General features: G+C 42.4%; 22 protein-coding genes and 1 riboswitch. Of the genes, 15 read left to right on the top strand and 7 right to left on the bottom strand.

The genetic code is table 11. From position 1 onward, the window contains the following. Positions 1-9: 9 nt before the first annotated feature. The 6 genes from DK428_RS10625 (at position 10) to DK428_RS11720 (ending at position 7,142) form a co-directional block, all read left to right on the top strand. Positions 10-723 carry a hypothetical protein gene (locus DK428_RS10625; RefSeq protein ID WP_109063869.1) on the top strand — a complete coding sequence of 238 codons (714 nt, stop codon included), beginning with the start codon at positions 10-12 and terminating at the stop codon, positions 721-723. A 9-nt stretch (positions 724-732) separates the two neighbouring features. Then, a complete protein-coding gene (locus DK428_RS10620) occupies positions 733-1,221 on the top strand; it encodes a hypothetical protein (RefSeq protein ID WP_109063868.1) in 489 nt (162 codons plus the stop codon). Positions 1,222-1,321: 100 nt separating this feature from the next. Continuing rightward, positions 1,322-2,605 (top strand): vWA domain-containing protein, encoded by a 1,284-nt coding sequence (locus DK428_RS10615; protein ID WP_109063867.1) that lies wholly within the window; start codon positions 1,322-1,324, stop codon positions 2,603-2,605. A gap of 42 nt (positions 2,606-2,647) precedes the next feature. Then, positions 2,648-4,144 carry a vWA domain-containing protein gene (locus tag DK428_RS10610; RefSeq protein WP_109063866.1) on the top strand — a complete coding sequence of 499 codons (1,497 nt, stop codon included), beginning with the start codon at positions 2,648-2,650 and terminating at the stop codon, positions 4,142-4,144. Between the two features lie 50 nt (positions 4,145-4,194). Next, the gene (locus tag DK428_RS10605) at positions 4,195-5,694 is read left to right on the top strand and encodes a vWA domain-containing protein (RefSeq protein ID WP_109063865.1); all 1,500 of its coding nucleotides are present in this window, start codon (positions 4,195-4,197) and stop codon (positions 5,692-5,694) included. A 50-nt stretch (positions 5,695-5,744) separates the two neighbouring features. After that, positions 5,745-7,142 carry a hypothetical protein gene (locus DK428_RS11720; protein ID WP_204352435.1) on the top strand — a complete coding sequence of 466 codons (1,398 nt, stop codon included), beginning with the start codon at positions 5,745-5,747 and terminating at the stop codon, positions 7,140-7,142. Between the two features lie 80 nt (positions 7,143-7,222). On the opposite strand, the gene DK428_RS10595 is transcribed toward DK428_RS11720, so the two are convergent. Next, entirely contained in the window at positions 7,223-7,483 is a 261-nt protein-coding gene (locus tag DK428_RS10595) for a GrxA family glutaredoxin (protein WP_050693989.1), read from the bottom strand. A 126-nt stretch (positions 7,484-7,609) separates the two neighbouring features. Between DK428_RS10595 and nfsA the strand changes: the two genes are divergently transcribed. The 3 genes from nfsA to ycfP are packed head-to-tail and all read left to right on the top strand — an operon-like array spanning position 7,610 to position 9,805. Continuing rightward, positions 7,610-8,344 carry an oxygen-insensitive NADPH nitroreductase gene (gene nfsA / locus DK428_RS10590; protein WP_109063864.1) on the top strand — a complete coding sequence of 245 codons (735 nt, stop codon included), beginning with the start codon at positions 7,610-7,612 and terminating at the stop codon, positions 8,342-8,344. A gap of 7 nt (positions 8,345-8,351) precedes the next feature. Continuing rightward, a complete protein-coding gene (locus DK428_RS10585) occupies positions 8,352-9,269 on the top strand; it encodes a RimK family alpha-L-glutamate ligase (protein ID WP_109090017.1) in 918 nt (305 codons plus the stop codon). Then, positions 9,266-9,805, top strand: coding sequence for an alpha/beta hydrolase YcfP (gene ycfP / locus DK428_RS10580; protein WP_050693986.1), 540 nt, complete (start codon positions 9,266-9,268; stop codon positions 9,803-9,805). The genes DK428_RS10585 and ycfP overlap by 4 nt, the downstream gene beginning before the upstream one ends. A gap of 39 nt (positions 9,806-9,844) precedes the next feature. On the opposite strand, the gene DK428_RS10575 is transcribed toward ycfP, so the two are convergent. After that, entirely contained in the window at positions 9,845-10,453 is a 609-nt protein-coding gene (locus DK428_RS10575) for a hypothetical protein (protein WP_109063862.1), read from the bottom strand. Between the two features lie 90 nt (positions 10,454-10,543). Continuing rightward, the gene (gene fumC, locus DK428_RS10570) at positions 10,544-11,938 is read right to left on the bottom strand and encodes a class II fumarate hydratase (RefSeq protein WP_109063861.1); all 1,395 of its coding nucleotides are present in this window, start codon (positions 11,936-11,938) and stop codon (positions 10,544-10,546) included. Between the two features lie 216 nt (positions 11,939-12,154). On the opposite strand from fumC, the gene DK428_RS10565 reads away from it, so the two are divergent. The 6 genes from DK428_RS10565 (at position 12,155) to DK428_RS10540 (ending at position 17,919) form a co-directional block, all read left to right on the top strand. Then, positions 12,155-12,601: a DNA polymerase III subunit chi gene (locus DK428_RS10565; RefSeq protein ID WP_109063860.1), complete on the top strand. Its 447-nt coding sequence runs from the start codon at positions 12,155-12,157 to the stop codon at positions 12,599-12,601. 169 nt (positions 12,602-12,770) lie between these two features. Continuing rightward, a complete protein-coding gene (gene yqfB, locus DK428_RS10560; protein ID WP_109063859.1) occupies positions 12,771-13,085 on the top strand; it encodes a N(4)-acetylcytidine aminohydrolase in 315 nt (104 codons plus the stop codon). A 75-nt stretch (positions 13,086-13,160) separates the two neighbouring features. Then, positions 13,161-13,487: a YceK/YidQ family lipoprotein gene (locus DK428_RS10555; protein WP_109063858.1), complete on the top strand. Its 327-nt coding sequence runs from the start codon at positions 13,161-13,163 to the stop codon at positions 13,485-13,487. Positions 13,488-13,574: 87 nt separating this feature from the next. Continuing rightward, positions 13,575-16,439 carry a valine--tRNA ligase gene (locus tag DK428_RS10550; protein ID WP_109090016.1) on the top strand — a complete coding sequence of 955 codons (2,865 nt, stop codon included), beginning with the start codon at positions 13,575-13,577 and terminating at the stop codon, positions 16,437-16,439. 67 nt (positions 16,440-16,506) lie between these two features. Further along, complete coding sequence (locus DK428_RS10545) at positions 16,507-17,274, top strand: HNH endonuclease (protein WP_109063856.1); 768 nt, start codon at positions 16,507-16,509, stop codon at positions 17,272-17,274. A gap of 177 nt (positions 17,275-17,451) precedes the next feature. Beyond that, complete coding sequence (locus tag DK428_RS10540) at positions 17,452-17,919, top strand: HpaII family restriction endonuclease (RefSeq protein ID WP_239493764.1); 468 nt, start codon at positions 17,452-17,454, stop codon at positions 17,917-17,919. Between the two features lie 32 nt (positions 17,920-17,951). Here DK428_RS10540 and DK428_RS10535 read toward each other — a convergent pair whose 3' ends face one another. The 4 genes from DK428_RS10535 to DK428_RS10520 all read right to left on the bottom strand — a co-directional run bounded on the left by DK428_RS10535 (position 17,952) and on the right by DK428_RS10520 (position 22,492). After that, positions 17,952-19,232, bottom strand: a complete 1,281-nt coding sequence (locus tag DK428_RS10535) for a type II toxin-antitoxin system HipA family toxin (RefSeq protein WP_109063855.1) — start codon at positions 19,230-19,232, stop codon at positions 17,952-17,954. Continuing rightward, positions 19,232-19,510, bottom strand: coding sequence for a helix-turn-helix domain-containing protein (locus DK428_RS10530; protein WP_109063854.1), 279 nt, complete (start codon positions 19,508-19,510; stop codon positions 19,232-19,234). Before DK428_RS10530 ends, DK428_RS10535 begins: the two co-directional genes overlap by 1 nt. A 153-nt stretch (positions 19,511-19,663) precedes the next feature. Then, positions 19,664-20,719 (bottom strand): ABC transporter substrate-binding protein, encoded by a 1,056-nt coding sequence (locus DK428_RS10525; protein WP_109063853.1) that lies wholly within the window; start codon positions 20,717-20,719, stop codon positions 19,664-19,666. Positions 20,720-20,806: 87 nt separating this feature from the next. Further along, a riboswitch (TPP riboswitch) is annotated at positions 20,807-20,908 on the bottom strand. A 66-nt stretch (positions 20,909-20,974) separates the two neighbouring features. After that, positions 20,975-22,492: a DHA2 family efflux MFS transporter permease subunit gene (locus DK428_RS10520; protein WP_109063852.1), complete on the bottom strand. Its 1,518-nt coding sequence runs from the start codon at positions 22,490-22,492 to the stop codon at positions 20,975-20,977. Between the last annotated feature and the right edge of the window lie 6 nt (positions 22,493-22,498).

Genomic DNA, 22,498 nt, shown 5'->3' with positions numbered 1-22,498 from the left:
AAGCATCTTATGTTTAATTTTCAATCTAAAAAATCTATTGTCGGTGTTTTGACTTTATCCGCAACATTGGCTTTAGCCGGTTGTGAAAGTATGTCCAATCTCGGTTCTTCTAATGTGGACAAGCGTTTAACCTCTGGCAATCAAGCAGAATTCTTTAGTAAATCCGGATTAACTGCCTGTGCAGCCGGTGCGGCTGCAGGTGTGGGGGCGTGTTTATTAAGCGGAACCGATAATGCCGCGCTATGTTCTGCGGTGGCTGCGGTGGCCGGTTGCGGTATCTTAATGGGCGGTAACTATTATTTGGAACAACAACGTACCAGTTACGCCAATAAAGAAGAACGTTTAAATGCTTATTTGAAAGATTTAAACAAAAACACCCAAGAAGCCAGAACTTTGGCGAATTCTGCGAAAACCGTGTTGACCCAAAATCAACAAACGTTGGCGAATTTGAATCGTAAGTTAAAAGATAACAGCATTCAAAAAGACGAAGCCAAACGTCAGTTGAAAGAAATAGATGGTAACATCGCTTACTTAAATGAAAAGTTGAAAAAAATGAAAGAAAGCGAGAGAGATTGGAAAGAAGTGGCGAAGAAAGAGCGTGGCAGCGGTATGAACGTGGCGAAATTAGACTCGCAAATCGCGCAATATCAAAAACAGATTACCGCCTTGGAAAAACAAGTTGCTGTTGTATCACAACAACGTAATGCGTTAAATGTCGGCTAAGGAGATGCTATGAAAAAAACATTGCTAAAAACCACCGCACTTTTAGGTGCTGCCGTGTTGCTTTCTGCCTGCACCAACACGCCGGAAGAGTGCGATCCGAGTGTTGAACTCAATATGTTCAGTAAAGCGACCTGTCAGTTTTCGGGCAGTTATGACAAGCGTATTGAACAAAAAGAAAAATTGGTGTTAGACGCGAAGACAGAAAATGCCAAATTTAATAAAATTTATGCCGATATTAAAGCGCAACAAAAATCTGTTAACCAATCTATTGCACAGAAAAAAGCGCAACAGGCTAAACTCGACCAGTCTGTGGGTAAACTCACAGCCGAGTTAAAACAAAAAGCCAAAGGCAGACAAGATTTGCAGGCGGAAATTGCCGAAGTAGAGAAACAAATGAAAGCCGTCAATAACAGCAGCGGTTCTGAAATGGAAAAACAAGCGGAATTAGAACAATTACAACGCAAGTTATCTAATCTACAAAAAGCATTAGGCTTATAATGCGAATACTGAGGGCTACCAACGATGTTGGTGGCCCTCTTTTTACTTTTTGTGATCCTCAAAGTGCGGTGATTTTTGGGGATGTTTTTTAAGGAATACTATGCAACGTCTGGCACGGGTTGGTTTGGATCAATACAACCGGGAAGCGATCGAGTTATTTCACCATTACGATGACATCGTAGCGATATTAAATCGCTATTTGCCACCTAGCACGGCAAGCATATTGGCGCGCCCTGAAGTGAAGGGCAATATGGTGGAATGGTATTCCGAATTGCAAGGGCAACCACAATTATTAGACGTCCATTCAAGCCACTATGCAGAAGCCAACGCGCTTGTTGTGCAACGTTTGACTTCCATTGATGCATTGGTATCCGAGTTATTGCAAAAAGAGGCGATTGAACCCACTATTGCTGATTATTTAAAACAATTCACACATATCGTAAAACAACACGATATTCAAATTTACAGCGTCAACCAACAACCTGTGATTATCGGTTGGGGGCAGAAAAAAGATATCACTGCTGAGCAGACACCGCCAGTGACAGAGACAAAAACACCCCATCGTTGGTTATTGCCGCTATTACTTTCCACTTTCACTATTTTGGCCATTCTTGGGTGGTTGTTTTTAATGTCGCCTGTTACTAAAACTGTAAAAATTGAGTCAATTGTGCCGAAAAATTGCCGAAAAGTGGAGAAGCCAGCGGATATTCCACAGTTAGCGATTGTTTTTAATAACGCTACCGGTATGAAATATACTTTGTTGGAAAGTAAAGCCGCGATCAATGCATTTGATGAAAAATTGCAACAACAAATCCTGCCACAATCCGAAATTGATTATATGGATCGTCAACCGAATCGCTCTGTAGCTGCCAAGGAGGCAGTGACGCACTTGATTAATGATGTTCCGAATGCCGTAGATATCGGCTTGATTGAACTACAAAGTTGCGTCAGCAAATCGCCTGATGTATCGGCTGCGATTAACCATGGTATTTTTACCGGTGCACAACGTACGGAATTAAAAAATAAAGTACAAAATATGACGGTGCGTGACCATCGAGTACCGGGCACGCCTATTTATGAGGGCATTGAAAAAGCCTTAACATTGCTTGATGGTAAAAAGCGGGAAGCCTTGATTGTGTTGATTACCGAAGGTAACGGCGATTGCACCGAACGAAAAATCTGTGCATTAATGGAAAATGTGGCAAAAGAACGGCCAAAATTGAAAGTGAATATTGTGAGTATCAATTCCCCCTGGAATGTCACAGACTGCTTGGCAACCGCGACAGGCGGGCAGATTTTTGATCATGACATGACCAGCCAAGAAAAATTAACCGATGCGATTAAACAAGCCATGAAGCCGGTACAACAAGAAATTTGCGAATAAAGTGCGGTCGTTTTTTACTGCGTTTTTGACTTTGGAGAAGTTATGCAACGCCTAACAAGAATCAATTTAGAACAACAAAATATAGCAGCCGTTGAGTTATTTCATCACTACGATGACATCATGACGATTTTACGCCATCATCTGCCGCCGAGTACAGCGGCTATGTTTGCGCGTCCAGAAGTAAGTGGGAATATCGTGGAATGGTATTCTGAGCTACAAGGTCAGCCATATTTATTAGGTAATTCGGAGCGCGATCAACATCTCCGAAAACAATCAGAGGCACTCATTTCACAACGTTTGACGGCAGTAGATAAGTTATGTGCAGAGCTATTACAAAAAGGTGGCATCAGCGTAGAGCGCGCTACATTATTAGCTCGCTTAGTTGATGCAGCACAGCATGATTCCATTCAAATTTATGTGGTGAATAAACAGCCCGTAATAACAGGTTGGGGCTTAGGCAAAAAGCCGATTCCTGTTCCGCCATCAGTTGTGCCTGTACCAAGTAAATCCCGCGTGTGGCTGTGGTTGTTACTATTATTATTGCTATTACTAGGTGGTTTGGCATGGTGGTTGTTCTTCCGCGCTGAGCCTATTCAGCCTGAACCGATAGAACCGGTGAAAATTGAAATTTCTAAACCGGAGCCACCGAAAGAAGAACCAAAACCGGAACTACCAAAAGAGGAACCGAAGCCGGAACCTCAACAGCTTGAGTTTATTCCTGAGCCGGAAGAACCATCGAAAGTAGAAGAACCACCGAAAGTGGAGGAACCACCAAAAGTGGAGGAATCTCCAAAGGTTGAGGATCCTCCGAAAGTGGAAGAACCTCCTAAACAGGAAAAACCAAAATATTGCACTAAAACTATTACGCCGGCTCAACGTCCGCAAATGGTAATTGTATTTGATGATTCCTTATCTATGTTGGCTAGTTTAAATGAAAGCAGTGCAGTAATTAACGCATTTTGGGATCGTTGGCGTAATAATGAGATAATCTCGGAAGAGGAAAAAGCACATATGTTCCGTGAACCACGTCGTCTTACTACAGCAAAAAAAGCGGCTACAGATATTATTGATAAGATTGATCCTAATATTGATATTGGATTGGTAAGTTTAAGAAGATGCCCTGGAGCCAGAAATCATGGTATGTTCGGTCCGAGTAAGCGTAAAGCACTAAAAGCTCAAATTAGAGGATTGTTTCCGAAAGAGGGCGAGGAGAATATAGGTACGGCGCTTCATGGCGGTTTGCGACAAGCCGCAGCCATGGTAGATGGCGTTAAACGTGATGCTTTTATTTTAGTGTTGAGCGATGGTGAGGAAAGTTGTGATAAAGGTAATACTAATGTGTGTGCTATAGCACAAGAATTAGCCAAACAAAAACCAAAACTGAAAATTAATGTCGTCGATATTGGTGGTGCGAAAGCCGCAAACTGTTTGGCAACGGAGACCAAAGGCAAAGTGTTCACCGCTAACAGTAAAGCACAAGTTACTAATATGATTAACCAAGCCATTAAACCAATGGTGGAAAAAGAAGAGTGTAAATAATGTGATAAAGTGCGGTCATATTTCATCGTATTTTTGAGGTTGGAGAGATTATGCAACGCTTAGCAAGAGTTAATTTAGATCAACAAAATAGCGCAGCCGTGGAGTTGTTTGGCCATTATGATGAGGTCACGACAATTTTACTTCGTCATCTTCCACCAAGCACAGCCACTATGTTGGCGCGACCTGACGTGCATGGCGAGTTAGTGGAGTGGTATTCGGAGTTACAAGGACAACCATATTTGTTAGGTAACTCCGAACGGGAACAGCAGGCTAGAAAACAGGCTGAGGGCTTGATTTCACAGCGTTTGGCTACGGTAGATAAACTGCGTGCGGAGTTGTTGCAAAAGGGCAGTATCAGTGCAGAACAAGCGACTTTATTGGAGCGCATGGTTGATGCGGCACAGCATGATTCCATCCAAATTTATATCGTCAACAAACAACCCGTGATTACCGGTTGGGGCTTGGGTAAAAAGCCGATTCCAGTCCCACCACCTGTTGTGCCTGTACCAAGTAAATCCCGCGGGTGGCTGTGGTTGTTACCGTTATTATTGCTATTACTAGGTGGTTTGGCGTGGTGGTTGTTCTTCCGCCCTGAGCCGGTTCAATCTCAACCAATGGAGCCTGTAAAAGTTGAAATTTCCAAACCGGAGCCACCAAAAGAAGAACCGAAACCGGAACCGCCAAAAGAGGAATCGAAGCCCGAGCCACAGCGGCTTGAGTTTATTCCGGAGCCGGAAGAGCCAAAAGTAGAGGAACCGCCAAAAGTAGAGGAACCTCCAAAAGTGGAAGAACCGCCAAAAGTCGAAGAACCACCGAAGGTTGAGGAGCCGTTGAAAGTGAAGGAGCCACCTAAACCGGAAAAACCGAAATATTGCACCAAAACCATCACCCCGGCTCAACGTCCGCAAATGGTGATTGTATTTGATGATTCCTTGTCGATGTTGTTTTCATTGTTGGAAAGTCCGGCGTCTATTCAACGTTTTATTGATTCGCAGTATTCCTCCGACGCAGATTTCGATTATATGCGCCGTGAGCCAAACCGTATTAGTACGGCGAAGAAATCTGCTGCGGCAATCATTGATAAGATTGATCCGAATATTGATATTGGATTGGTGAGTTTAAAAGTGTGTCCAGGAGCCAGAAATCATGGCATGTTCGGCCCAGGTAAGCGGAAAGCACTAAAAGCCCAAATCAATGCATTGCAACCGAAAGACAGTGATCAGGGCACTGGCACCGCGCTCTATAGTGGTTTACAGCAAGCGGCATCAATGGTTGATGGTGTTAAGCGTGAGGCGTTTATTTTAGTGTTAAGTGATGGTGATGATTTCTGTAACGGAGTAAAACACGACGTATGCGGCCTCGCCCGTCAAATCGCGAAAAATAAACCGAAATTGAAAATTAACGTAGTGGATATTGGGGGCACTAAAGCCGCAAATTGTTTGGCCACCGCGACCAAAGGCAAAGTGTTTACCGCCAATAGCAAGGCACAAGTCACCAGCATGATTAACCAAGCTATTAAGCCGATGGTGGAAAAAGAAGAGTGTAAATAATGTGATAAAGTGCGGTCGTTTTTCACCGCGTTTTTGAAGTTGGAGAGATTATGCAACGTCTTGCACGAGTCAATTTGGAACAGCAAAATCCGACTGCTGTCGAGTTATTTGGCCATTATGATGAAATTGTCAGTCTGTTAAATCGGCACCTACCGCCCAGTACGGCTTCTATGTTTGCACGTCCTGAAGTCAATGGTAATGTGGTGGAATGGTATTCCGAGTTGCAAGGACAACCATATTTGTTAGGCAATACCGAACGGGAACAAGCAACCCGCAAACAAGCTGAAACGCTGATATCTCAACGTTTGGACGCAGTGGATAAATTGCGTACGGATTTGTTACAAAAAGGCACGATTACCACCGAACAAGCGACTTTATTGGAAAGCTTAGTCGAGGCGGCGCAACATGATTCTATCCACATTTATGTGGTGAACAAGCAACCTGTGATTATCGGTTGGGGCTTGGGCAAAAAGCCGATGCCTGTTGTGCCGCCTGCACCTCTGGTGAAAAAGCCCCGTTGGTGGCTGTGGTTGTTGCCATTATTATTGTTATTGTTGTTAGGCGGGTTAGCATGGTGGTTCTATTTCCGTCCGGAGCCGATTAAAGCGGAACCGACAGTGCCGGTAAAAATTGAAATTGCCAAACCGGAGCCAAAAACGGAACCGCCGAAAGAAGAACCAAAACCCGAGCCTATAAAAGAAGAGCCAAAGCCCGAGCCGATGAAGGAGGAACCTAAACCGGAGCCTGTGAAAGAAGCGCCTAAACCTGAACCGGTGAAAGAAGCGCCTAAACCTGAACCGGTGAAAGCAGCACCAAAACCCGAACCGGTGAAAGAAATGCCAAAATCGGAACCGAAAAAAGAGGTGAAAAAGCCTGAGCCGATGAAGGAAAAACCAAAAGAAGAGAAAAAGCCGCCTAAGCCGAAAATTGATAATAGCATTGCGGAAAAAGTCAAAGCCTCCGGTGGTAACCCGAACGGTGATTTCCGGGCTTCTTTGGCATGGCATAATGGCGAGGATTTGGACTTACAATTAAATACGTTAAACGCCCACGCCAATAAATGTTCTAATGGCTATGCTGTGCTTGACGTGGATATGAATGGTGTAGGTTGCGGCAGCAAAAAACGGAATTTCACCTCGCCGGTGGAAAATATTGTGGCGAAGAGTCGTAACCAAATGCCAAACGGCAGTTATGTTTTCACCGTAGAACAATTCGGTGCGCACCAAGTGCCGGGCGGTTATATGTGTAAAATGCTTGATAGCGGTCATGGATTTGAGCTACAAATTAAGCTCAATGACAGAATGCGAACCTACGCTTATCGCAAGCCGATTCGGGATTGCCAACACAAAATCAAAATGCTGGAAGTGGTAAAACAAGGTGATGATTTCCGTGTGGTTTATGTGAACCCGGATTTGAAATTGATTGCCGATGTGACGGTGCCTAACTGATAAATTGGTGAAATAAAAAAGTGCGGTTAAAAATTTATTTGTTTTTTTAACCGCACTTTTTGTTTTATCACACTGAAAAATTAGTCAATGCCAAATTGTTCACGCACGAAGGCTTGGAAGTCAGTACAGCCGCCAATGTGTTTTTCATCAACTAAAATTTGCGGCACGGTTTGTACCGGTTTGCCGATAATTTTGGCAATATCGTCTTTGCTTAGACCTTGCTCGATAATGTCGATATAGCGATAATCAAAATTATCCACCGAAGTTTTTAATTTTTCCGCTAAGGCTTTAGCGCGTACGCAGTATGGGCAGCTTAGGCGGCCATAAATTGTCACAAACATCATTTTTCCTTTTGTGTAGTAAATAAACGCGCTGATTTTACGGCGTGCACGAAAAAGAATAAAGTGATTTTGAGGCGGTTGGTGTAAAATACAGCGAATTTTAACGCCGTCGTATGAGGAAATTTTATGTCTGAAAAAAAATATACGTCTTTCACTTTAGATTGCATATTATCCCATCGTTCTATTCGTTGTTTCACGCCTGAACCAATAGAAGAGAAGGTCATTGAGCAATTAGTCAATGCGGCCCGTTTTGCGTCCACCTCTAACCATTTGCAATGCGTTTCTATTGTGCGTATTACCGATCCTGCGTTGCGTGAGCAGATGATGGTGTATAGCTCTAATCAGGAATATGTGAAAAGCGCACCGGAGTTTTGGGTATTTTGTGTGGATTTTCATAAACATAAACAAATTTGCCCAACCGCGCAGTTAGATTATGCGGAAGTGTTGCTCATCGGCGCGGTGGATACCGGTATTATGTCGCAAAACGTGTTGTTGGCGGCGGAAAGTTTAGGGCTTGGCGGAGTGTATATCGGTTCTTTGCGTAATGAAATGGAAGCTGTCGGCAAATTGTTAAACTTGCCGGAACATTGCTTACCAATGGTCGGCATGTGCTTGGGCTATCCTGATCAAGAACCGCCGAGTAAACCACGGTTACCAAAAGAAACCTTATTCTTTGAAAATGCCTACCAACCGTTGGATACCACCAAATTGGACGAATATAACCAAACCGTGGCGGAATATTACCGTCAGCGTAGTAATATCGACATGGATTGGTCGCGTAATGTGATTAAGAGTTTGGATAAGCCGATTCGCCCGAAAGTATTGGCTTATTTGCAGCAACAAGGTTTTATTAAAAAGTAATATATCAATGAAACTATTAATGTTGTGCCGTGAACCGCGTTTGTATAGCTGTCGGCGTTTAAAACAGGCGGCGGAAGAAAACGGCCATCAAATGGATATTCTCGATCCGAATCGTTGTTTGATAAAACTCCGTAAAAATCCACCGCACTTTGCTTTGTATTATCAGGCGGATGTGGAAAGTGAAGCGCAATTATTGCCGCAATATGATGCCGTGTTACCCCGCTTTGGCACAGGCAGTATGCTCATGGGCTGTCGTGTATTGCACTATTTTCAAGCCTTGGGTGTACCTTGCTTGAATAATGTAGAAGCCTTTTGCAATGCGCGAGATAAATGGCTGAGCTTGCAAATGTTGTTGCAACACGACATTGCCGTGCCGGATTCTATACTTGCCGGTATGGAAGTGGATGCCAATCGTGCGGTGCAACACATCGGTGTGCCAACTATCTTGAAAACCCTAAGCGGCTCGCAAGGTATTGGCGTGATTTTGGCGGAACGGCCACAAAGTGCGGTCAGTATTTTAGAAACATTGAAGCAGGCGAATGTGCCGGCATTAGCGCAGGAATTTATTGCGGAAGCCCAAGGCGCCGATTTACGTTGCTTTGTGGTGGGCAACCGCATTATCGCAACCATGCAACGCATCGGGCAAAATGGTGAATTTCGTGCTAATTGTCACCGTGGTGCCACTACAGAAAAAGTTGTATTAACCGAACAAGAAAAACACATTGCCTTAAACGCAACGAAAGTGTTAGGCTTGGACGTGGCAGGCGTGGATTTAATCCGTTCAGCCAATGGCCCGTTGGTATTGGAAGTCAATGCCAGTCCGGGGCTTGAAATGATCGAGAAAACCAGTGGTATTGATATTGCCTTGCAGATGATCTTACATTTAGAACAAAAGATTCGTAATCAGGTTGGAGTAATAAAATGATTATTTATTTACACGGTTTTGATTCCAGTAGCCCGGGCAATCACGAAAAAGTATTGCAGCTGAAATTCATCGATGATGATGTGCGTTTTATTAATTACAGCACATTGCACCCGCGTCATGATATGCAATTTCTTTTAAAAGAAGTGCATAAATTGGTATCCGAATCGAAAGATGAGAAACCGTTAATTTGTGGCGTAGGGCTTGGCGGTTATTGGGCGGAACGCATTGGTTTTTTGTGTGGCATTAAACAAGCGATTTTTAACCCGAATTTATTCCCGCAGGAAAATATGGGTGGCAAAATCGATCGTCCGGAAGAATATGAAGACATTGCGACCAAGTGCGTGGAAAATTTCCGTTTGAAAAATAAAGCCCATTGTTTGGTGTTTTTGTCCGTGGAAGACGGTGTTTTAGATTCCCAACGCAGTGCCAAGGTTCTATCGCCTTATTATGACGTGATTTGGGATGCCGTAGAAACCCACAAATTCAAGCAGATTTCCCAGCATTTGCAACAAATTAAAGCCTTTAAAGAGGCGTAACCTCAATAAAAAAGAGTCGTTAAATACGACTCTTTTTTGTTAACCGCCCGCCTCAGGATCTAACGTATTCAGCGGGAAATTCGGTGGCAGTTGAGGGCTGGCATCATCTTCACCCATCGGATCAATTTCCGGCTCGGTTTTAAACTCATTCGGCGAAGTTGCCCCTTTTTCTTTGCCTAATAATTGCGGTTGTAATTTGATGAAATTACTTTCCGGCGATAACCAGATGTTGATAAGCATTTGGCTAAATTCCGGTTCAAACTCATGATCCAAAATGGAATCATTCAAAATGAAATAACCTTTGTCGGGCAAAGCAATATAGCGCAATACGGCATTTGGCGAGAAATCGGGGAAAATCTCTTGCATTGCTTTTAGCCACAAATCCATTTTGGCTTTATCTGCTTTCAAGTGTTCCATTTCTTTAATTAAGCTAATGGCAAAATTTTTGCCTTCAACAGGTTTTTCATATTTGAACGAAAGCATCATCGGGAGTTGGTTTTCTTTGTATTCGCCATTTTCTGTCGCCAAATTGATGGAATACACCAAAAACGGTCCCCAGTTATAATCGGCATTCCCCACATTCACCCACTGCGCGGAAAGTGCGGTCGGTAGTAAACTTAAAATAAACAGTAATGATTTCAGTTTCATAAACAATCCGTCAGAAAAATGTTATGTGGGCGATTATAACAAAAAAGACGAGAAAGCGATCTCGTCTTTTTCATTTTGCTTTTGGGAGGCTTATTTTAAGCTGCCCACCATGTCTTCAGGGCGCACCCATTTGTCGAAGTCTTCGGCTGACACCAAGCCAAGATTAATGGCTTCTTCGCGTAAGGTTGTCCCGTTTTTGTGTGCGGTTTTCGCAATTTTTGCCGCATTTTCATAACCGATATATGTATTAAGTGCGGTCACTAACATCAATGAATTTTCCAATTGTTGTTTAATGCGAGGGTAGTTCGGTTCGATGCCGACTGCACAGTGTTCATCAAAGGATACGCAAGCATCACCCAATAATTGCGCAGATTGTAAGAAATTTGCCACCATAACCGGATTGAACACGTTTAATTGGAAGTGGCCTTGTGAGCCAACGAAAGCAATAGTAGTATCGTTACCGAATACTTGCGCACACACCATAGTTAACGCTTCGCATTGGGTCGGATTGACTTTGCCCGGCATGATGGAAGAACCCGGTTCATTTTCAGGGATTAAAATTTCACCGATACCGGAACGCGGACCGGATGCCAATAAACGAATGTCGTTAGCAATTTTGAACAAGCTCATAGCAAGCTGACGCAATGCGCCGTGGGTTTCCACAATGGCATCATGCGCGGCTAAGGCTTCAAATTTATTTTCTGCGGTCACAAAAGGATGTCCGGTGAATTTTGCAATATATTCCGCCACTTTCACATCATAACCTTTTGGCGTGTTCAAACCGGTACCTACCGCTGTGCCGCCAAGGGCTAACTGACTTAAATGCGGAAGAGTGTGTTTTAACGCACGCAAACCGAAGTCCAATTGTGCCGCATAAGCAGAGAATTCTTGACCTAATGTTAATGGCGTCGCATCCATTAAGTGCGTACGACCGATTTTCACCACATCTTTGAATGCTTCAGATTTTGCCGCAAAGGTTTTTTGTAAGCGTTCTACACAAGGAATAGTGTGTTCAACCACTTTTTTGTATGCTGCAATATGCATAGCGGTTGGGAAGGTATCGTTAGAAGATTGGGATTTGTTCACATCATCATTTGGGTGAACGAAAGATTTTTCTCCTAATTTGCCACCATGTAAAACGTGCGCGCGGTTTGCCACCACTTCGTTCACGTTCATGTTGGATTGTGTACCGGAACCGGTTTGCCAAATCACCAACGGGAATTGATCGTCTAATTTATTTGCTAAAATTTCATCGCAGGCTTGTGCGATCAAATCACGTTTTTCAGCAGGTAACACGCCTAAATCATGGTTGGCAAATGCTGCTGCTTTTTTCAAATAACCAAAGGCTTCGATAATTTCATGAGGCATAGAAGCTGCCGGTCCGATTTTAAAATTATTACGAGAACGTTCGGTTTGCGCAGCCCAGTATTTATCTGCAGGAACTTGAACTTCACCCATCGTGTCTTTTTCAATGCGAAATGCCATTGTAATTACCTCTTATTGATTATTAATGAAAAGTTAGTCGGATTCTAACACCGGCAAACCAATCTATGAACTGAAATCATAAACAGAAAAACAGTTTTGTGACTTAGATCATAAAGTGCGGTCGGTTTGCAAAATGTTTCGGAAATTAACATTTTCTATTTGGGCTGATTTCCGCTAAAATCTTGCGGTTAAAATTCTCAATTTTTGAACTTTTTTATGCCAAAAAACGCGCAATTTTACTTACTTACCGACACCTCGCCCGTCCGACCAAATTTATCCGCTATGGAAAGTTTGGCGTGTGATCTTGCCGCCTCTGCATGGCGACTTGGCAAGCGAGTGTTGTTGGTGTGCGAAAGTGAGGCGCAGGCGTTGAAAATTGACGAGGCTCTGTGGCAACGGGAACCCGATGAGTTCGTCCCACACAACCTTTCCGGCGAAGCCACTACGTATGCCACGCCCATTGAAATTAGTTGGACGGGCAAACGCAATGCACAAAGTCGTGATTTGCTGATTAATCTGCAACCGCAACTGCCGGAATATATTAATAGTTTTAACCAAATTATCGATTTTGTTCCTGTGGAAGAGCAACCAAAAGCCTTGGCGCGTGAGCGTTATAAACAGTTGAGACAGTTAGGCTGGACGTTGAGTACGGAGCAGGTATAACGATATAAAAAAAACTCCCCTCTTTAGAAAAGAGGGGCAGGGGGAGATTTGATTACAAGCTTGAATTTCTTTATGAGGTTGATATAACTTCTGCCGAATCTCCCCTAACCCCTCTTTGCCAAAGAGGGGGTGGATTACAAAAAACACTTAAAAAATTGACCGCACTTTTATGAACGACATCACTTTTTATCAACGCTTTGAAGCCGATATTCTCGCCGGGCGAAAAACCATCACTATTCGGGACAAATCCGAAAGCCATTTTAAACTGGGCGATATTCTGCGAGTGGGACGGTTTGAAGATAATCAATATTTCTGCACCATTGAAGTGTTAAGCGTGTCGCCGATTACTCTTGATGAACTGACGGAACAGCATGCCAAGCAGGAGAATATGGGATTGGATGAATTGAAAGAAGTGATTCGGGGGATTTATCCAAGTGAAGAACGATTTTATGTGATTGAGTTTATACTACAATTTAATAAATGAATAAATTTGTAAGGTACATTTACAGGTCCCAATCAATTTGGGATTTCAACAGAACTTTGTGAGCGGAAAATTAAAATGAAAAAAATCGTTCTTGTATTATTAAGTATGTTTCTTTATGGATGTGGAACCTTAACTACACTGAAGGATCCTTGCCCTTATATTGGAACTCGATACGATTACAATATGGTTACTGGCAATTTTTATGATGGTGTTGGGTTTAAACACATGACCCGTCCATTCTATTTAATTGATTGGCCTGTGTCTTTTTTTGTTGATACAGCATTATTACCTATCAATATTCCTCGTTACTATTCATCGGATGAAGAAGTAAGAGCATCATGCGGACAATATGGCGATCCGAATAACAAGCATCCTTGGATAAAAAAGAAAGAAGAAAATTAATCAGTTGTTGGGTGCGTGTATAAACGTGCCAAGTATTTAATATAACGGTGTGTTTATACTCACCCTACTAAAGCAAGAGAAAAATAAATGACACAAAAATTCGAAATGGCAGACCGTTTTAATCCGTCTGCGGTAGAACAAGCCCTTTATCAACATTGGGAAGAGAGCGGTTATTTTAAACCGTCTGAAAATGAAAACGTGCCGAGCTATTGCATTGCGATTCCGCCGCCGAACGTCACAGGTTCTTTGCACATGGGGCATGCTTTCCAGCAAACCTTAATGGATACCTTAATCCGTTTTAACCGTATGGAAGGGCATAACACCTTATGGCAAGCGGGGACAGACCATGCGGGTATCGCAACCCAAATGGTGGTGGAGCGTAAAATTGCCGCAGAAGAAGGCAAAACTCGCCACGATTATGGTCGTGAAGCGTTTATCAACAAAATTTGGGACTGGAAAGCTTATTCAGGTGGCACAATTAGCCAACAAATGCGCCGTTTAGGTAACTCCATCGACTGGGAACGTGAGCGTTTCACTATGGACGATGGTTTATCTAACGCGGTAAAAGAAGTGTTTGTTCGCTTGCACGAAGAAGGTTTGATTTACCGTGGCAAACGCTTGGTGAACTGGGATCCAAAACTTCACACTGCGATTTCCGATTTAGAAGTGGAAAACAAAGAGAGCAAAGGTTCCCTTTGGCATTTCCGTTATCCGTTAGCAAACGGTGCAAAAACGGCAGATGGTAAAGATTATTTAGTGGTGGCAACCACCCGTCCGGAAACTATGTTGGGCGATACGGCGGTGGCGGTGCATCCGGAAGATGATCGTTATCAATCTTTAATCGGTAAAACCGTGGTTCTGCCGTTGGCTAACCGTGAAATTCCAATTATTGCTGATGAATATGTGGATCGTGAATTCGGTACCGGTGTGGTGAAAATTACCCCTGCCCATGACTTCAACGACTACGAAGTCGGTAAACGTCACAGCTTGCCGATGGTTAACGTGTTAACCTTAAATGCGGATATTCGTGATGAAGCGGAAATTATCGGCACAGACGGCAAACCACTTGCAGGTTATGAAGCGACAATTCCAGCTGATTTCCGTGGTTTAGAGCGTTTTGCTGCACGTAAGAAAATCGTGGCAGATTTTGAAGCGCTGGGTTTATTAGACGAAATCAAACCGCACGATCTCAAAGTCCCTTATGGTGACCGTGGTGGCGTGCCAATTGAGCCGATGTTAACCGACCAATGGTATGTCAGCGTGAAACCGCTGGCTGATGTGGCGATTAAAGCGGTGGAAGACGGCGAAATCCAATTCGTGCCGAAACAATACGAAAACCTTTATTTCTCTTGGATGCGTGATATTCAAGATTGGTGTATCTCTCGCCAACTTTGGTGGGGACACCGTATTCCGGCGTGGTATGACGCAGAAGGCAACGTTTATGTTGCACGCAACAAAGAAGAAGTGCGGTCAAAATATAACTTAGATTCTGCGGTTGAACTTAAACAAGATGAAGATGTGTTAGACACCTGGTTCTCATCAGGCTTGTGGACGTTCTCCACCTTAGGTTGGCCGGAGCAAACCAAAGAACTCAAAATGTTCCACCCAACGGATGTGTTAATCACAGGCTTCGACATCATCTTCTTCTGGGTTGCCCGTATGATTATGTTTACGATGCACTTTGTGAAAGATGAAAACGGAAAACCGCAAGTGCCATTCAAAACGGTGTACGTAACGGGTTTAATCCGTGATGAGCAAGGTCAAAAAATGTCGAAATCGAAGGGCAACGTGCTTGATCCAATCGATATGATCGATGGTATTAGCCTTGAAGATTTACTTGAAAAACGCACCGGTAACATGATGCAGCCGCAATTGGCAGAGAAAATTGCCAAAGCGACCCGCAAAGAGTTTGCAGAAGGTATTGCAGCGCATGGCACAGACGCATTGCGCTTTACACTAGCTGCATTGGCTTCAAACGGTCGTGATATCAACTGGGATATGAAACGCCTAGAAGGCTATCGCAACTTCTGTAATAAATTGTGGAATGCAAGCCGTTTCGTTCTTACGAATGAAAAATTAGATTTAAGCCAAGGCGAAATTGAATTTTCCGTGGCAGACCGTTGGATTCAATCAGAATTCAATCGCACAGTAGAAACGTTCCGTAGCGCATTAAGCCAATACCGTTTCGACCTTTGTGCCAATGCGATTTATGAATTCACTTGGAACCAATTCTGCGACTGGTATTTAGAACTTACCAAACCGGTATTTGCCAACGGCAGCGCTGCGCAAATTCGTGCAACAAGCCAAACCTTGGTTCAGGTGTTGGAAAAATTGTTGCGTTTAGCTCACCCGCTCATGCCATTTATAACCGAAGAAATTTGGCAAAAAGTGAAAGGTTTTATGGGTATCACCGCGGACAGCATTATGTTGCAATCTTTCCCTCGCGTGGAAGAAAATGCGTTTGATGCTGAGGCTGAAACCGATATTAACTGGCTCAAAGAAGTGATTGTTTCCGTGCGTAACATTCGTGCTGAGAGTAACATTGCGCCAAGTAAAGGCCTCGATCTGTTATTCCGTAATATTCCAGCCGACGAGCAAAAAATACTGGAAAAACAGACCGCACTTTTACAAGCCATGGCGAAGTTAGACAATGTCAGCGTGCTTAAAGAGGGCGAACAAGCGCCGTTAGCTGTAGCGAAGTTAGTCGGTAATACCGAAATCCTCGTACCGATGGCTGGCTTTATCAACAAAGAAGCCGAGCTTGCCCGTTTAACTAAAGAGATTGAAAAATATCAAAACGAAGTTAAACGTATTGAAAGCAAACTCAGCAACGAAGCCTTCGTCGCTAAAGCCCCGGAAGCGGTTATCGCCAAAGAACGCGAAAAACAAGCCGAATACCAATCCGGATTAGAAAAAATTCGTGAGCAGTATAAGGCGATTGAGGCGTTGTAGTTTTTGATATTAAAAGCAGCTAATCTATGAAAATGGGTTAGCTGTTTTTTTATACTTGGAGAATCAAATGAATGACAAACGTAAAAACTGGACGAGAGATGAAGTCATTGTTGCACTTTATCTCTATTTTACGATTCCTTTTAGCAAGGTTAATAAGTTTCATCCTTTAATTAAAGAATATGCTGCCTTAATAGGACGAACGCCATCAGCATTAACAATGAAGATCGGTAATTTAGGGAGTTTTGATAAGACGTTACGTGAAAAAAATATTGGTGGTTTATCTAACGCAAGCCAATTAGATAGAAATGTCTGGCTAGAATTTGAAGGTAGGTGGAACCTACTTGATGAAGTGTATCAGCATGTTGTCAATCAATTCTTAAATAAAGAGCAGAAAGTACCGGACGCATCATTAATGTCGGGATATAATCTTTTCCATGGGAAAGAAGAAAAAAGAGAAGTAAATGTGCGCATGAACCAATCTTTTTTTAGAGATAGTGTTTTAGCTGCTTATAATTATCGTTGTTGTATCACTGGTATTGAAATTCCTGAACTATTAATTGCGAGTCATATTAAGCCTTGGAAAGATGATGTGGAAAATCGCTTGAATCCACAAAATGGATTGTGTCTTAACGCCCTTCATGATAAAGCCTTTGATAGAGGATTGTTTACGTTAGATGAAAATTTTAGAGTTACCTTATCTCATCAACTCTATTCCTCAGAAAATACTATGCAGTGGTTTAAGTCTTATGAAAATAAAGAAATTATTTTGCCAGAACGGCTTATACCAAGTTTAGATTTTTTACAATTTCATAGAGAAAATATTTTTAAAGGATAGAAAGTTATTAGATGTATAGAGTTATTAGATCGGGATTGATATTTTTTAATGATGGTATAAATACTAGTTTTATTTTTAAAATAAAGAGCCTTGGAAATAATATTGAATGTATTAATTCTCTTGATGGAATAATGGATAGAGTAAAAGAAATTTTTTCTCAAGGCGGTAAATTAGAATTTGTTAAAGTTGAAAATTGTAAGATTTTCTAATAATCTTACATTAATAGATACCAAGTTACCTGATATTTTTGCTGAGATGATATTGGTTTACTATTCTTCTAAACTAAATAAAATAGATGATGTGACGGAGCATATTAGTAGATTAAATCCCTTAAATTATAATTTATCCTGTAACCATAATTATTATGAATATAAAGTAAAACACTTTCTTAATGATGTCGCTTTAGGTATGCGTCCCGATGATGTTTGGTTAGGGAAATATGATGCAATAGGCGGATATTTGGTAGTAAAAGAGGATGGAGAAATTCTTTGTTATCATATTTATAGTAAGAATTCTTTTGAAGACTATTTATACCATAATACAAAATTTGATACACCGAGTTCGTCAAGACATGATTTTGGTTATATTTATGAAAGAAATAGCGAGTTTTTTATTAAGTTAAATATACAAATTAGATTCTTATAGTAAAAAGTGCGGTGAATTTCCACCGCACTTTTTTAACTTATCTTTTTCATCTGCATTTCTAATCCCATTAAAATAGGCTCGACAATTTCATCAGGCAATCCATGGGTATTTATTTCACTTACTCTTGGATATAGAGTTCTGATCTCATGCAAAATGCCTTCTACGGTTTCCTTTGCCAAGCCTGTGAGTTTGGCGGTGTTGAAAATGTGGCGGAGCTGTATTTTATCCCATAAATAATGTTTATTTTCTCCGTGCCACGCCATTGCCATTTTGACTTTTTGCTTTTGTAGTCCGTTGTGTTTGATGAGCGGATAGGCGGACATCACGTCATAAAAAGGCGTTAGACGATAGCGATTCTCTTGTTCCAAAAATAAACTGAAATTTTTGCCATGGCCGTCAATAGCACAAAGTAACCAAAAAATAATTTGCGCTTTAAAAAACTGCTTGCGATCTGCTTGGGTGTTGGATGAACCGTTGAGAAGCGACATAATTTGAAGAATACTCGGCCCGCCGTCATTTTCATATTTTCGCGCAGGGGCAATGTTGAGTGCTTGGCACATATCTTCCTGTGGTAAACGAATTAGCCAACTTCTATTTTCAGACCAACGGCGATCGAAGCGCTCCACAATCAGCACTTTCATTTCACCGAAATACTGAATTTGGCTTCGAGGAACCGGCAAACCGAAGGCTTTCATAATATTCAAGCAAAGCCATTCATTTTCACAGCTACCGGAAAGATCAAGTTGCCCTTGTGCCACCATACCAATCGGGAGTTTAAAAATATGGCTGGTCGCGGTGGAATGCAAAGGGCGCTGCCATTGATTCTGATAATAAAGGAGCGCTGTTTTTTCCTGAGCGCCGGCTAAAGAAATTCGGAAATCCTCGCTTTCTTCCATGCCGAGAGGAAAAGTGCGGTAGTTTTTCAGCACGTTTTCCACCTCTTTGTCATTTAGCGGTTCTGCATAAATTTGGCGTACTGAGTGGCTTTCTCCCTGATAAAGCTGAATTGCGCCGATACAATCCTGTCCAATTGCCGAAAGTAAATCAAATGGGGATTTCGTAGAGGTTTGGAAACGTTGTTGAATGCGTGAACGAATCTGCTCGTTGTCTGGAAGGAGATTATCGAAGAAATTGTAAACGGAATCTCCTCGATAAATTTTATGCGACAAGGGCAGTGACAATGAAATAGGGCGTGAGCGAACAGATTCAAGCCATTTTTCCGCATACTGAAATTCGGTTGCGCCACTGGTGAGTTTTCGCCATTCACCGACTAACAAACCATTCATAGCAACGTTTAGAATCGAGTTACTCATCACCATGCCTCATCGTCATCGTATGTTGCTGTTGGCTCTTTGATTGAATGGGCAGTATCAGATGACTTTTTGCGTGGTTGCACAATAAGCTCTAGTTCTAGTCCAGCCAGAATTTTAAATAGTGTTTCTAATTTAGTACGCTCCGGCTCATTCTCAAACGCTGAAATTCTAGCTTGGGTCGTTCCGGCGAGTTTAGCAACATCAGTTTGTGACAGATCGCCTTGATAGCGAAATTCCCGAATGACATGAGAAAGCATTTTTGCGGTGGTGATAACCATTGTGACTCCTCATACGCTATAGCGTATAGAAATTATTTTATACGCTATGAAGTATAAAGTTTGTTTTATATCTTGTAAAGTATAATTTATGATTTATATTCTATGTAATATAAGCTGTAAACGATTAAAATTTCCACCGCACTTTTCTCTCTGCTATTTTTCTCCTTTGACTGTTTCAACCCAACGCTCAATTAAGCGTTTGCTTTCTGCGTCAGCGCCAAAGCGGATGAAGTCAATATCCAATAAATTTAATTTGGTTGGATCGCTAGATTTAGGTGACACTTTTGCATAGATATTCGTTGGAAGTTGGTAAGAGTCGGATTCTCTCCATGGGATTTCTTGCGCTTCGGTGTCAAGGACGAAGTCCACGAAGCGTTTAGCATTTTCAAGATTGCGTGCGCCTTTGATGATGCTTACCGATCCTAATGTGTAGCCTACGCCTTCACAAGGCAAAATGCCTTTTACCGGCGCGCCTTTGCCTTTTTCACGTACATAGCCGTGCATAAAGGCAATATCAACGCCCACTTCGCCGGTGGCTAAGTTACCGGTGGCTAAGCCGCTTTTAGAATATTGTGCCACGTTAGCGTTGAGTTTTTTCAAGTAATCAAACGCTTTTTCTTCGCCCCAAAGCTGCACTAATGTCGTCAGAAGAGAATAGCCCGTACCGGACACGCGAGGATCGGCATATTGAATTTGATTTTTGAATTCCGGTTTGAGCAAATCGGCAAAACATTTCGGCTCCGGAATATTGAGCTGTTTTAATTTTTCCGTATTCACGCCGATGGCAACTTCCATTAAATAAATGATCGACGTGTAATCGCCTCGTTTATCCATTAATTTCTTAAATTGCGGCATGATGTTTTTTTGTAATGGCGAGCGGTACGTCGCGAGTAAACCTTGGTCGGCGGCTTGTAAGTGCGGCTCAAAAGTACCGCCAAACCACACATCCGCCTGTGGATTCTCTTTTTCTGCTTTGATTTTACCGAGCACGGTGCCGGTGCTGTTTCGTACAAATTGTGCATCGACATTGTATTTTTCGGCAAAGCGTTTCGTGACTTTTTCGCAGGTCACATTTTGTACGCTGCAATAAACGGTGAGTTTGCCTTCCGCTTGGGCATTGTGCGTATAAAACAGCATCGGAAGCAAGCAAAGTGCGGTCGTTTTTAAGGATGTTTTTAGTGGTGAATAATTTTTAGAAAGATTGGTCATTGATTTAATCCTCGGTTAGATTGAAAAACAAAACCAGTCAACATCTAAACGGGGAAAACGGGCTTGAAATAAACCCATTGAAAAGCAGAGTGAAGTGCATTAGTTTCCTACGTCAGTGCTAACTGTATCAGGTTCACGGGTATTTCTCAGCTCCGCTATTTGAATAACGGAGCACCCCGACTAACGGGCATTACTATAGGTGTTTGTAATTGATTTGTAAATAAAAATGAAAAATATTTCTTTTTTGACCGCACTTTATTGACGGCTTCCGAAAGGTGGTTTGGCAAACCAGACCAAAATGAACAACACTAAAAACATAATGGCAGATAACCAGAAAATTTCATTGGCACCGATGATAAAACCTTGCGATGTGATATTACGGGCAAGCATGGAGGAAGTTTGTTCTTCACTTATGCCGAAACGTTCCATTGTTTGATAGTATTGTTGGACGATTGGATTGTAATTTGTCACGATTTCAGTCAGTTGGCTATGGTGTACGGCTTCGCGGTTGTACCATAAGAAAGTGGTTAATGATGTTCCAATAGATCCTGCCAAGGTACGCAAAAAGTTAAATAAACTGGAGGCGGAGGCCATTTTATCAGCCGGTAAATTGGAGAGGGTGATTGAGGTTAACGGCATAAAGAAACAAGCTGCAGCCAGGCCTTGCACAAGTTGCGGTAATGCCACATCGGCGAAGGACATTCCCGGTTCAAACGTGACGGCGCGCCAGTAGAATGTAATGGCATAAACAATGAAGCTGACGGTGACTAAAATTCGCATATCGATTTTATAGCCGTATTTACCGATTAATGGTGATAATAAAATCGGGAATAAGCCCACAGGTGCTGATGCTAAACCTGCCCAAGTGGCGGTATAACCATAAACTTGTTGCAACAGCAAGGGAATGAGCACCACAGACCCCAGATAAACCAAAAAGGCAAGGCTGGTGGACAGACAGCCGACGCTGAAATTGCGTTGCTTGAACAGGGAAATATCCACCACAGGGTTGTCGTCCGTGAGTTCCCAAATGACGAGTGCGATTAACGTCACGGCGGAAATGACGGCAAGAATGATGATTTCAGCGGAGTTGAACCAATCTTGTTCACGCCCTTGATCTAACATTAATTGTAAACAACCGACACCAAGTACTAATAGCACTAATCCAACTATATCAATTGGGTTATGTTGAATTTTACTTTCCCGAGGCATCAAAATTTTCCAACTGGCACCAATAATAATGATACCCACGGGGACGTTAATAAAGAAGATCCAACCCCAATGTAAATTATCACTGATCCAACCGCCGAGAATGGGCCCGAAAATCGGCGCGACAACGACAGTCATCGCCCAAAATGCCAATGCCATGCCCCGTTTTTCCGGTGGGTAGTTATTGAGTAGTAAACTCTGTGACAGCGGAATAATCGGACCTGCCGCCAAGCCTTGGAACACACGACACACAATGAGCATTTCCAAGCTATGGGAAATGCCGCATAACCAAGAGGCGAAAATAAAAAGTGCGGTGGCAATTAAAAACAATTTTACTTCGCCAAAACGTTTGGCGAGCCAACCTGTGATGGGAATAGATATGGCATTTGCTACACCAAATGAGGTGATAACCCAAGTGCCTTGGCTTGATGAGGCACCAAGATCACCTGAAATTGTTGGGATGGCAACATTAGCAATAGTTGAATCTAACACTTGCATAAAGGTGGCAAGTGATAGTGCTAATGTCATTATGCCGAGAGCGACACCTTCAACCGGTTTTTGCATCATGCCAAA

The sequence above is a fragment of the Aggregatibacter kilianii genome (assembly GCF_003130255.1).
Taxonomy (GTDB): domain Bacteria; phylum Pseudomonadota; class Gammaproteobacteria; order Enterobacterales; family Pasteurellaceae; genus Aggregatibacter; species Aggregatibacter kilianii.
The sequence above is the reverse complement of the archived record's forward strand: the minus strand, read 5'-3'. Positions and strand labels throughout refer to the sequence as shown.

Excerpts from the sequence above, each read along its gene's own strand:
- DK428_RS10535 (WP_109063855.1), bottom strand. The coding sequence starts at position 19,232 with ATGAGTAACTCGATTCTAAACGTTGCTATGAATGGTTTGTTAGTCGGT.
- fumC (WP_109063861.1), bottom strand. The coding sequence starts at position 11,938 with ATGGCATTTCGCATTGAAAAAGACACGATGGGTGAAGTTCAAGTTCCT.
- DK428_RS10520 (WP_109063852.1), bottom strand. The coding sequence starts at position 22,492 with ATGATGCAAAAACCGGTTGAAGGTGTCGCTCTCGGCATAATGACATTA.
- DK428_RS10620 (WP_109063868.1), top strand. The coding sequence starts at position 733 with ATGAAAAAAACATTGCTAAAAACCACCGCACTTTTAGGTGCTGCCGTG.
- DK428_RS10530 (WP_109063854.1), bottom strand. The coding sequence starts at position 19,510 with ATGGTTATCACCACCGCAAAAATGCTTTCTCATGTCATTCGGGAATTT.
- nfsA (WP_109063864.1), top strand. The coding sequence starts at position 7,610 with ATGTCTGAAAAAAAATATACGTCTTTCACTTTAGATTGCATATTATCC.
- DK428_RS10595 (WP_050693989.1), bottom strand. The coding sequence starts at position 7,483 with ATGTTTGTGACAATTTATGGCCGCCTAAGCTGCCCATACTGCGTACGC.
- DK428_RS10525 (WP_109063853.1), bottom strand. The coding sequence starts at position 20,719 with ATGACCAATCTTTCTAAAAATTATTCACCACTAAAAACATCCTTAAAA.
- DK428_RS10575 (WP_109063862.1), bottom strand. The coding sequence starts at position 10,453 with ATGAAACTGAAATCATTACTGTTTATTTTAAGTTTACTACCGACCGCA.
- DK428_RS10625 (WP_109063869.1), top strand. The coding sequence starts at position 10 with ATGTTTAATTTTCAATCTAAAAAATCTATTGTCGGTGTTTTGACTTTA.
- DK428_RS10545 (WP_109063856.1), top strand. The coding sequence starts at position 16,507 with ATGAATGACAAACGTAAAAACTGGACGAGAGATGAAGTCATTGTTGCA.
- DK428_RS10615 (WP_109063867.1), top strand. The coding sequence starts at position 1,322 with ATGCAACGTCTGGCACGGGTTGGTTTGGATCAATACAACCGGGAAGCG.
- ycfP (WP_050693986.1), top strand. The coding sequence starts at position 9,266 with ATGATTATTTATTTACACGGTTTTGATTCCAGTAGCCCGGGCAATCAC.
- DK428_RS10555 (WP_109063858.1), top strand. The coding sequence starts at position 13,161 with ATGAAAAAAATCGTTCTTGTATTATTAAGTATGTTTCTTTATGGATGT.
- yqfB (WP_109063859.1), top strand. The coding sequence starts at position 12,771 with ATGAACGACATCACTTTTTATCAACGCTTTGAAGCCGATATTCTCGCC.
- DK428_RS10550 (WP_109090016.1), top strand. The coding sequence starts at position 13,575 with ATGACACAAAAATTCGAAATGGCAGACCGTTTTAATCCGTCTGCGGTA.
- DK428_RS10605 (WP_109063865.1), top strand. The coding sequence starts at position 4,195 with ATGCAACGCTTAGCAAGAGTTAATTTAGATCAACAAAATAGCGCAGCC.
- DK428_RS11720 (WP_204352435.1), top strand. The coding sequence starts at position 5,745 with ATGCAACGTCTTGCACGAGTCAATTTGGAACAGCAAAATCCGACTGCT.
- DK428_RS10565 (WP_109063860.1), top strand. The coding sequence starts at position 12,155 with ATGCCAAAAAACGCGCAATTTTACTTACTTACCGACACCTCGCCCGTC.
- DK428_RS10585 (WP_109090017.1), top strand. The coding sequence starts at position 8,352 with ATGAAACTATTAATGTTGTGCCGTGAACCGCGTTTGTATAGCTGTCGG.
- DK428_RS10610 (WP_109063866.1), top strand. The coding sequence starts at position 2,648 with ATGCAACGCCTAACAAGAATCAATTTAGAACAACAAAATATAGCAGCC.